This is a genomic window from Streptomyces sp. PU-14G (assembly GCF_041028275.1).
In the GTDB taxonomy this organism is placed as follows: Bacteria; Actinomycetota; Actinomycetes; order Streptomycetales; family Streptomycetaceae; genus Streptomyces.
Genome location: NZ_JASKYT010000240.1, coordinates 1 through 10,837 on the forward strand (window position 1 = coordinate 1; position 10,837 = coordinate 10,837).

At 74.8% G+C, this 10,837-nt stretch carries 1 protein-coding gene; it reads right to left on the reverse strand.

The window, feature by feature from the left end:
- On the reverse strand, window positions 1-10,808 hold a 10,808-nt coding region (locus tag AB8Z75_RS23995), incomplete at its 3' end, for a lonely Cys domain-containing protein (protein WP_369205315.1).
- Window positions 10,809-10,837: the final 29 nt, after the last annotated feature.

The window sequence follows — 10,837 nt, forward strand, 5'->3', positions numbered from 1 at the left end:
GTGTTGTCGGGGTCGGCCAGGCCCTCCTGGCCCGTGGCCTGGCCCGTGGCGGTCTGCCCGGTGGCCGCCGGGTGCGGGGCGCGCAGGGCCGGCGGCACCGGCAGGGGCGTGACGTTCGGGTTCTGCGGGTCGACGGGGTCGGTGCTGCGCCATCGCACGGCCGCCCCGCCGGCGGCGGGGGTCAGGGTCAGCACCGGATACGGGGTGCCGGCGGGCCTCATCTGGGACGGGACGGCGTCGGTCCACCAGATCCGCCGGCCGAGCCGCTGGGCCAGGATCTCGGCCAGGCCAGGGCAGTGCCGGCCGACCTCGGGGATGTCCAGCAGGATCGGGGTGAGCAGGCCCTGCCGGCTCTGGAGCCCGGGGTCGTTCGCCAGGATCTCCGCGAGCTCCCGCGCCGTGATGCTCCTGACGCGGTTGCGGACGGTCAGGCGCAGTCGGCCCGGGTTGTCCGGGTCCACACCGATCCGCACCACGTACGGGTTCAGCTGGTCGCCGCCCTGCGCGCTCTTGCCCGCCCACGGCGCTTCCTCCAGCCCCGCGGTGGTGTGAGTCCTCGACAGGTCCAGGACCTTTTCCGAGGGCAGGCGCCGGAAGTTGCGCCCCGAGACGGTGTCCGGATCGTTCGACGAGAACAGCTCCGTGGCGCTCGACAGCGCGCCGTTGCGCATCAGTTCGTACGCGCTCAGTACGTCCAGGTCGGCCGCCTCGAAGCCGGCCGCGTACGCCACGGTCATCAGCCACCGGACGGAATCGCGCCGGTCCTCGCTCACCTCGGCGGAGGGAGACAGGTCGTAGATCCGTCGGGCGGCGTCCGCCTCCAGGTCCGCGTCGGCCCGCTCCAGGGCCTCTTCCGTCTTCACCCGGGCCCAGAACATCCGGGACCGCTCGGCCTGTCCCACCGCGTCGGGCCCTGGCAGGCGCAGCGCCTGGGCGGCCTCGTCGTCGCGGTTGACGCGCACCCAGTCGGCGGCCCGGTCCACCGACTGCGGCAGCGGCGCGAAGTCGGCCAGCCGCGTCCCCGCGGGCGTGGCCGCCGCCGCGGTGAACAGCGCCCGGTAGTCCCCGCTGCGGGGCTCGGCCTGCCCCGCGGGCAGGCGCGCGGCGGCGATCCGCTGGACGAGGTCCAGGGTGAACAGGCCGGGGTAGCCGAACCTCGTGTCGCCCCGCCACATGCCCTCCAGCGCGGCGGCGCCGCGCAGCAGCCGTTCGTAGCCAGGGTCCTGCTCCACCAGGACGCCGTCGTCGACCTCGCCCCCCAGCGTCAGCTTCAGCAGCCGCACCAGCCGCAGCGTCCGCTCCCGCACCTCGGCGGACGCCTCCCCCGGGCCGCTGTGCAGCCCGATGGCGCGCGCCCGGCGGTCCAGCTCGGCGGCGTCCGGCTCGGGGTAGTACTTCGCGTACACCCCGCGGCGTCCCTGCGCGTCGGTCGTGAGAATCCAGAAGTAGTTGCCGTGTTCGTCGTGGCCCACCCCGTCGTGGCGGATGGCGACGGCCGTCCGCACCCCGGCCTCGTTCGCCATGTGCTGCCCGATCGGGATCTCCGCGAGCGGGTCGGGCACGAAGGAGCCGGGGAAGGACAGGCCCCAGTGGTCGCGTCCCCTGTGCCGGCCGAGCGGCACGGCAAAGTCCGCCGGCGAGCCGGCGAAGCAGACCGCCAGGCGGAGCCAGTCCTTCTGTTTGTTCAGCGCCTGCACGCTCTTACGGCGCGCGACGTACCGCGGCCCCTCGGCGCCGCGGGCTTTGTGGACGGAACCGTCGTCCATGGCGAATGCCATGTAGCCCGGACCGCCGTGTCCGTCCCAGTACCGGATTTGTGAGTCCGGCCCGCCCAGCGGGGGCAGCGGGATCTTGGCGGAGACGATGCTTCGTACGGCCGGGTTGTAGTGGACGTAGTGCGTCATCGAGTCGAGGCGGCGCTGCCCCGGTTCGAGATGCCACTGCTCCGCCACTTCCCTGGGGGGGATCGTGGTGCGGCCGGTCGAGAGCCCGGTCCGCGAGCTGACGAGAGTCCGGGTGACGACCCGGCGCCACCAGCTCTCGACGGGGGCGTCCCGGTCGGGTGCCAGGCCGGGCTCGTTGGGAATCCAGTCGCCCTCCGGCAGGCCGGGCACGTGCTGCGCCTCCAGGCGGTGGGTACCCGGCCGGATCTCGGCGGCCGTGACGCGCCCGCTGTGTGCCCACACTGTCCGCCCGGTCCGCTCTGCCAGGATCCGCGGCAGGTCCAGTCCCCCGTCACCGGCGTAGGGAATGGCCAGCACGATCGGCGCACCGGCGGGCAGCTTCGCCAACTCGGGATCGCGCGCGACCAGTTCGACGAACTCGTCGATACTCAGATACCGGTGCGTACGGTCCGGGAAGCGCACCCGCACTCTGGTGTGGTCGCCCTCGTCCGCCACCACGACGAAGGGCTGGGGGCCGCCCTTCCACTGCGCGTCGGGCGACGTGCGCGCGAGGGTGCCGTCCAGCCTCCGCCGGACTACGTCCACCGTGTCGGTGTCCAGGTCGAGGACGTCCTCCTGGCCCCAGTTCAGTCCCGGGACCCGCGTGCCGCCCCGCGTGAGGGAGGTCGGCCGGTTCGGGTCGAGCGCGAGCCGGAGCGAGACGTGGTACGCGACCAGCGCGGGCATACTGGTCGCCCAGCCCGCTCGGTCCGCGGCGACGACCAGGTCGTACACCTCCCGGCGGATGGCCTCGTCCACCGGCACGTCCGGGGCCAGGTCCAGGAGGCGGCGGGCCGTGGCGTCCACGTTCAGCGGGCTGTTCCGCCACTCCGGATGGTCCGCGCGCAGCGCGTCGAGCACCGCCAGGGGCTCGGTGAACTCGACCGTCACCTGCCGCCGCGCCGTCGCCGCGTCCGCGGCCGTGGCGGAGGCGGACGGCCCGACGTCCTGACCACGACTGCGCCGGACGAGGGAGAAGTCGTCCACCGTCAGGCGCCGGCCCTGCACGGAGGCCTCGTCCTGGAGGGACGTCAGCGCCGCCTCCAGGTCGCGCAGGAACCTCTCGTGCACGGCGTCCGCGCGGGCCGCGCCCTGGGCCAGTGCGTCCCTCTCCGCGTCCGGGCCCGAGCCCTCGCCGTACCCGGTGAAGGTCACCGCGGGGAGCGGCCGGCCCGTGCCCCAGTGCTTCAGCGCGGCCTTGGCCACCTCGAAGGCCAGGGACGCGCTGTGGCTCTCCTGCTCCGTTGTCAGCCGCGTGGCGTTCGCCGCGAAACCCACCGGCGAGGTCTTCGGCAGCTCGGCCGGGATCGTGGCGGCCTGGGACGCCACCGGGGCGGTGTGGATCGGCAGCGACGCCCCCTGAGCCAGCCCCGGCATGGCGGCCCCGGTCCCCGACCGCAGAGCGGTCAGCGGGACCGGCCGGGTGCGCGGTGCGTCGGCGGGGCCGGGAAGCGAGGCGCTGTCGGAGCGGGTGTCGGTACGGGAGTCTGCCCCGGCTTCCGTCCCGGTTTCCGTCCCGGAGTCCGTGCCGGTTTCCGTGCCGGAGGTGAGCGGCTGGACGACCTCAATCGTCACCTGACGCCGCATCGCCGCCACGTCCGTACCCGCCGCGGCAGGCTGGCCGGCGTACCGGCCATAACTGCGGAAGACGACGTCGAAGTCGTCGGCGACCAGCCGCCTGGTGCCCGCGGGGACGTGGGCCTGGAGCCGGTCCAGCTCGATGCCCAGTGCTGCCATGAACGTGTCGAACACGTCCTCGGCGCGTTCCTGGCCCTCCGTCAGGGCCTCGGCCTCTGTCCCGTCGCCGTAGCCGGTGATGAGCACACTGGCCGCTGCCCGGTCTCGGTGACGGCTGAGCAGACCGTCCCGTGCCACGTCGCGGGCCAGCCCCTCGACCGACTTCTCGGCCTCCGGGGGCAACCGGGTGCCGTTCGGCGCGAAGGACACGGCCGTCACCTGCGACGGGGAGGGCACGGAGCCGCCTGCGGCACGGTTGCCGCTCTCGGAGACGCTGCCGTAGCCGGGAACGGCGCCCGTGTCCGTGGCAGTGTCCGTATCCAAGCTCGTGTCGGAGTCCGTGCCCGTGTCCGTGCCCGGTTGCGGGACGGTGGCCTCCGCGTCTTGCGGGACGGTGGCCTCCGCGTCGCCGGCCGACAGCGGTGGCACCGGGGCGCTCCCCGGCGCCGCCGCGCCGGCGGGCAGCTTGGGCGTCAGGCTCTGGGCCGACGGCGGCGCGTCGAGGTGCGCGGAGGGCCTCAGCACGAGGACCGGAGGCTGCTGTGCCTGCGGTGACCTGAGGCGAAGGGGGTAGGCAGTGGAGTAGACGACCCGGCCGAGCCGGGTGGCGAGGCGCTCCGCCAGGCCGGGGGCCAGCCGGTCGAGTTCCGGGATGGCCAGCAGGACCGGGGTCCCCAGTGGGTTGCGGAGCAACCGCCGGTCGCTTGCGAGCAGTTCGATGAAGTCCTCGACCGGGACGCGCCGCTGCAACCCCTCGTAGGCCAGCCTGATGTGGCCCTGCGGGTCCGTGGGGTCCAGCTCGGCCCGCACCGCGTAAGGCATCCTGTTCTGGTCGGCCCACTGCGGGACGCCGAGCCCGCTGGGGTCTCCCACCCGGTCCAGCCTTATGAGCGGTGCCTTGGGCCCGAGCCCGAAGTCCCGGCCCATCGGCATGCCGCCGTCCTTGGCGCGTACCTCGGTGCCGGCGGAGAGCGCGCCCTCGCCCTCCAGGTCGTACGCGGCCAGGACCGCGGTGTCGAACGCGTCGCGGCCCGCGGCGTACGCGGCGGTGGCCGTGTCCTTGAGCTCGGTGCGCCAGTCGTCGTCCACCTCGTCCGGTGGCAGGTGCAGCACCCTGGCGGTGAGCGTGTCGAGCTCCGGGCCGGGCGCGGGCAGCAGCTCCTCGGCCTTCACCCGCGCCCAGAACACCCGCGAGCGTTCGGCCTCTCCCACCGCGTCGGGCCCGGACAGCTCCAGGGTCTCCACTGCCGTGTCCCGCAGGGCCGGGGTGCGCGCCCATGCGGCGGCCCGGTCAATCGGCGCGGGCAGGGTGACGAAGTCGGTCAGGGGTGTGCCCGCGGGGAGGGCCGCCGCCGCGGTGAGCACCGCGCGGTGGGGCGCCTCGCCGGTGTCCGGACCGTCCTTGGGGCGCGCCGCGACGATCCGCTCGAACAGGTCCAGGGTGAACGTCGCGCCGGTGCCCCGGGAGCGGGCGTCGGCCTGCCACATGTGGTCCAGCGCGGCGGCGCCCCGCAGCAGCGTGGCATACGCGGGGTCCTCCGCCACGCGGACGCCGTCGTCCACCTCGTTGCCGAGCGTGAGCTTCAGCGCACGCACCAGGCGCAGCGTCCGCTCCAACGCGGCCTCGGACGGCTCCCCCGGCCCGGAGTGGAAACCGGCCGTCCGCGCCCGCGCCGCCAGCTCCGCGCGGTCGGGCTCGGGGAAGAAGACCACCTCCGCGGAGTAGTTCCCCTGGGCGTCGGTGTAGAGCATCTGGACCAGCTCGCCGTGGTGGACCCACAGCGCCGCCGCCTTCGTGGAGGCGCTCACCTTGGCGCCCAACTCGTTGGCGTAGAGCTGCCCGACGGGGACCTCGGCGAGCGGGTCGGGGACGAACGGCCGGCTGAGGGCGTCCGAGTGGGCGTCGAGGGACGGCAGGGAGTGGTCCCGCCCGGAAGCCGCCCAGCAGGCGGGGAGGATGAGCCAGTCGTCCTTGCCGAGGTCCGAGAAGCTCTTCCGCCGCTTGAGCCAGCGCGGCCCCTCCGCCCCCCGGGCACGGTGGACGCTCCCGTCGTCCAGCGCGAAGAGGACGTATCCGGGCCCACCGTGCAGGACGAGGGTGCGCACCTTCGCCCCCGGCTTGATCTGCCGCCGCGTCGGGACTGCGGCCGTGGCCAGATGCCTGATCGGGTTGTAGTGGGCGACCTTGTCCATCAGGTGGGCGTCCCGCAGGCGCGGTTCCTGGCGGGCGAGGTCCCTGGGCGGGAGCGAGGAACGTCCGACCTGCGCACTGCCGCTGCTGTCGACCACGGGGGAGGTGACCACCCTGCGGTACCACTGCGGGACGTCCTCGTCGGGGTCGGGCGCCATCCCGGGCAGGCTGGGCACCCAGTCGCCCTGCGGCCGACCGTGCCGGTACGTCAGGCCGACGACCGGCCGCCCGTCGGATGAGGCCACCACGGTCGACTCACCGCTGTGGGCGACGACTGCCCGGCCGGTGCGCTCGGCGAGCTTGCGCGGCAACTCCACGTCCCGGTCGGCCGCGTGCGGGATCGCCAGCAGGATCGGCACGTGCGGGGGCAGCATCGCCAGCTCGGGGTCGGCCGCGATCAGCTCGACGGCCTCATCGACGCTCAGGTCGCGGGTCGTCCCGTCCTGCCAGGGCACGGCGACCCTGTCGTGGGCGCCGTCGGCGGCCACGACGTAGAAGTCGGTGCCCGGCGGCCAGCCCACCTGCTCAGAGGTGCTCTCCTGCCCGGTGTCCGACACCGTCCTCACCCGGAGCCGGGTCAGATCCAGGTCCTTGCCGGACATTCCCAGCCAGTCGAGCCCGCGCACCCGCGGGCTCTGGCCCTGGGGGCCCGGGGAGACGAAGTGGTGGCCGGGCTGGAGCGCCCCGTCGCGGGCGGCGTAGTACGCGCCCAGCGTCGCCAGGCTGGTCGCCCAGCCGGCTCGGTGCGCCTCGGCGGCCACCTCGTACAGCCGTGCGCGCGCCGCGTCGTCCACCGCCGTGCCCGGCGGCAGGCGCAGGACGCGCCGGGCCAGCGGGTCCGCGTCGTACGGACCGGTGCGCAGTGCGGGGTCCCTGCGGCGCAGTGAGTCCAGCAGCGCGGCCGGGGAGACGACCTCGATCGTCGCGTCCCGCCGCAGCGCCTCCGGATCCGCGTCACCCGGCGCCGGGTGGCGGCTGGTGTCCCCGCCGTGGTTGCGGTCGAAGAAGGCGAACTGGTCGAGGGTGATCCGGTCGGCGTCCGGCACGTCCTTCTGGAGGCTGTCCAGCGCCCGGTTCAGCTGGAACATGAACTCGTCGAGCACCGTGTCCGCGCGGTCCTCGCCCCTCTCCCGCGCCTGCCCGGAGTCGCCCTCGCCGTAGCCGGTGACCGTACCGGTGGGCAGCGGCAGCCCGGCGGCGCGGTTGCGCAAGGCGAGCGCCACGACGCTGTAGGCCAGCTCCTCGATGTCGTCCTTGTGGTCCTCGGACAGCTCCGCTGACCCCGCCCCGAACCTCACGGTGGTCACGGGCGGCACGCCCGGGCCCTGCCAGGACGCCGGGCCGCTCACCGGCGCGGTGTGCACCGGCAGCGTGATCTCCCCCAGGCCGGGCATCGGCGGCGCGGCGTCCGAGCCGGACAGACCGGGGTCGCTGAGCGCCAGTGGCTCCCCGCCGTCCGGCGTCCGGACGGGACCGGTGGCGGCGGCGGTGGCGGTGTCCGTGCCGTCCGGGGAATCGGCGACGGACGGGGACGGGCCGACCGACGGGGACGGGCCGACCGACGGGGAGGGGCCGACCGMCKGGGCSSSSYSGGCCGACGGGGACGGGCGCGGGTCGTCCGCGCCCTGGGTGATGACCGCCGTACGCTCGCGCCCCTCGATCGGCGCCGGGGGCTCGGTGCGCGCCCAGTCGTCCGCGGCGTTCGCCTGCGCCGGGTCCGCCGTCAGCACGAGCACGTGCCGGCCCGCCTCGCCGGCCCGCACCACGGCGGCGGGGCGCGCGGGGGTCAGCACGGTCCTGGCCGTTCCCTCCCTGGCGGCCAGCGCGTTCACCATCCCGGTGCGTACCGGCTCCGGGGCGATCAGGGTGAGGGGGACGGACAGCGCGGTGGTGCGCAGGAACCGCTCGAGGAGCACGGCGATCTCCTCGTGCGGCACCGAGAGGGTGGTGCCGCCGCGCCAGGGGAGCACGACGCCGGCCCCGTCCCCCTCGACCATCAGCACGATCGCGTTCGGGTCGGCGGCGGCGCGGGTCTCGCCGCTCGCCGTCGTGCCGTCACCGGAGACGTGGTAGACGTCCGTGGCCAGCGGGCCGCCCAGCGCCCTGCCCGTCAGGTTGAAGCCCACCTGCGCGCCGGTGGGCGAGTGGAGCGCGTTGGCCGGGGAGAGCACCCCGCTGCGGCTGAGGTGGTACGCGGCGACGGCGACCACGTCGTGCACCTCGACACCGACCAGCGCCGCGCCCGCCATCGCCCACAGGGCCATCCGCCGCATCGCGGCCGGGTTGGTCTGGTCAGGGCTCACGTGCAGGACGCGAGCCGCCACGGCGTCCGCGTCCGGGCGCGTCATCAGCGCCTGCACGGACGCGGCGAGCGCCCAGAACACCTGCGGTCGCGCGGGGTCGCCGAGGGCGGGCATGCTCGCGAGCCCCATGGCGCCGAGACTCCGCTGGTCGAGCTGCCCCATCAGGGCCGCGGCCTGGCCGAGGAGCGTGAGCGGGGCGAAGTCGTGCAGGGGAACCGGGCCGGTCGCGCCGTTCAGACGGGTACGCGCGTCGCTCAGGACCCGGCTGACGGTGTTCTGGAGTTCCGCGGCGTCGGCGAACGGGGTCGGCCGCGGTTTCGGCGTGCCCTGCTGGGCGAGCCGGTCCCGCACCACGAAGTCCAGCAGGTCCAGGCTGAACGGACCGGCCTCCACCAGCTCCGGATCGGCACGGCGCATGCTCTCCAGCGCCCCGATGCCGCGCAGGAGCTTCTGGTACTCCCCCGCCGGGTCGTCCCGGTCGTTCTCGATCCCGTGGCCGTAGACCTCGCGCAGGGCCCGCACCAGCAGCAGGGTGTCGGCCCGGTCGGCCTCCGGCACGGGGGCGGTGGCGGGGATGCCGAAGGCCACCCGCGCGAGCCGGTCGAGCACCTTGCCCACGGGCTCGGCCCGCAGCTCCTGCCACGCCCCCCGCTCGCCCCGGGACGAGGCGAGGATGTACTGGTCGACGATGCCCGAGCCCGCCCTCCTGGCGAAGCCGTGCACCCGGGTGGGGATGATCAGCGGGTGGTCCTCGCCGAGCGCGTTGGCCGCTTTCTGCGCCTCGGAGATGAGCGTCAGCCGGTTGGGCACGTAGGGCATGTCGGCCCCGTCGTGCCAGCTGAGGGGCGGGCCGCCGAAGGCCGCGCCGATCCAGCACGCCTCCGCCACGATGGGGGTGCCCTTGGCGAGCGCGCGGACGCTCGGGCGGCGCTTCAGGTAGCCGATGACCTGTTCGCCGTGCGCGGCCTTCGGCTCGCCGTGTCCCTCGTCCGACGTGGCGTCCACCACGAACAAGAAGCCCGGAAGGCCGTGCAGCACGACGTGGTAGACCTCCCGGCCCTTCCACGGCACGTCCTCAAGAGGGCCGAGCGGCTGCTTGGTGACCGGGTCGAAGTGGCCGTACTGCGGGTTGCGGAGGTCCTTGAGCTCGTGCTCCCGGTCGATCAGGTCGGCGTCGGTGAAGAGCGCCCGGCCGCCCGGCCGCCTGGTGACGGGGTCGGTGAGGGTGACGCTCTTGACGTCCCGGTCCATCAGCTTCGAACCGTCGGCCAGCAGCACGAACCCCTCCCCGGGCGCGGCCCACGCGCCGTCAGGGCCCAGGTCGCCGGGGCTGACGGAGATCCACTTGCCCAGCGGTATCCCCTGCGCCCGCTGATCCGCCGGCGGGACGCCGTACTTCTTCGTGTCCGGGTCGTAGACCAGCTGGGGTGTGCCGCTGTGGACGAGCAGCCCCCGACCGAGCCCCGCGGCGATGCCCCTGGGCATCTCCAGGCCGCCGTCGCCCGCGTGCGGCACCACCAGCGTCACCACGGCGCGCGGGCCCCGCCGGGACAGTTCCCCGTCCATCGCGAGCAGTTCGGTGAACTCCTCGCCCGGGATCCGGCGCGTCGTCCCGTCGGGCCACGGCACCACGATGTGGTCCCGGCCGCCGTCCGCCTCCACCAGGTAGGGACGGTTCTCACCGGCCTGGTCGGGCCCCGGGGTGGCGGGCGGCGGTGCCTGCCGGGGCTTGAAGGTCCGGCCCACGATCGAACCGTCCTCGGGCGAGTGGAGGAGGGTCTGCTCGGACAGCAGAGCGCCGCGGCGGGCGAGGTGGAACGCCGCGAGGGACGCCAGGCTCTTGTCCCTCCCCTCGGCCATCGCCTCGTCCACCAGCGCGTACAGCTCGCCGCGCGTGGCCGCGTCCACGGGCGCCGACGGGTCCAGGTGGAGGATGCTGCGGGCCAGGGGGGCCGGGTCGAACGGGCCCTCCCTCAGCTGGGGGGCGCTCTGGCGCAGTTCGTCCAGCCGCCGTACGGCCGCCGTCCCGGGGGGCAGCACGAAGTCGACCCGCACCTGCCGGGCGACCGTCTGCTCGTCCGCCACGCCCTCGCTGGACGGGACGATGGTGAACGTGCCCTCGGCGCCCGGCCGCTGGAGCCCCGTGCGGAACGACCCCGTGACCGCCGCGGCGCGCTGGGCGGCGGCCCCCGTCGTGGACACCTCGCCGTTGTCGTCGTAGGAGGTCACCACCAGACGCGGCCCTGGAAGACCCGCGAGAGAGTTGCGCCGGCCCACGTCCACGACGCGCCCGACGAGTTCCCGGATGCGCTTGCGCTGGTTGGCGCTGAGCTTGTCGACGCCCTCGGCGAAATGGGTGCGGCTCGTCGGAGGGAGCACCGTCTCGACGGGGCCCCAGCCCTGCTGCGTTCCGCCCTGCTCCGCCAGCGTGAGGGAGCCCACCGCGGCGGTGGCGCTCGCGGCGGCGTCGGCGGGGACCGCCGTCGAGGAAGTGGCCGGCCCGCCCCTTCCCGCCGGGGCGGCCGGGGTGGCGGTCTGCTTGCGCTTCCCCTTCGTCTTCGCGGCACCCGTGTTGCTGACGTACGTGTCGTGGCTGGGTGCGGTCCACACCCCGGCCACGGTGCGCTGGAGCACGGCGGGCGCCTTGGCGGGCGGGGCGTCAG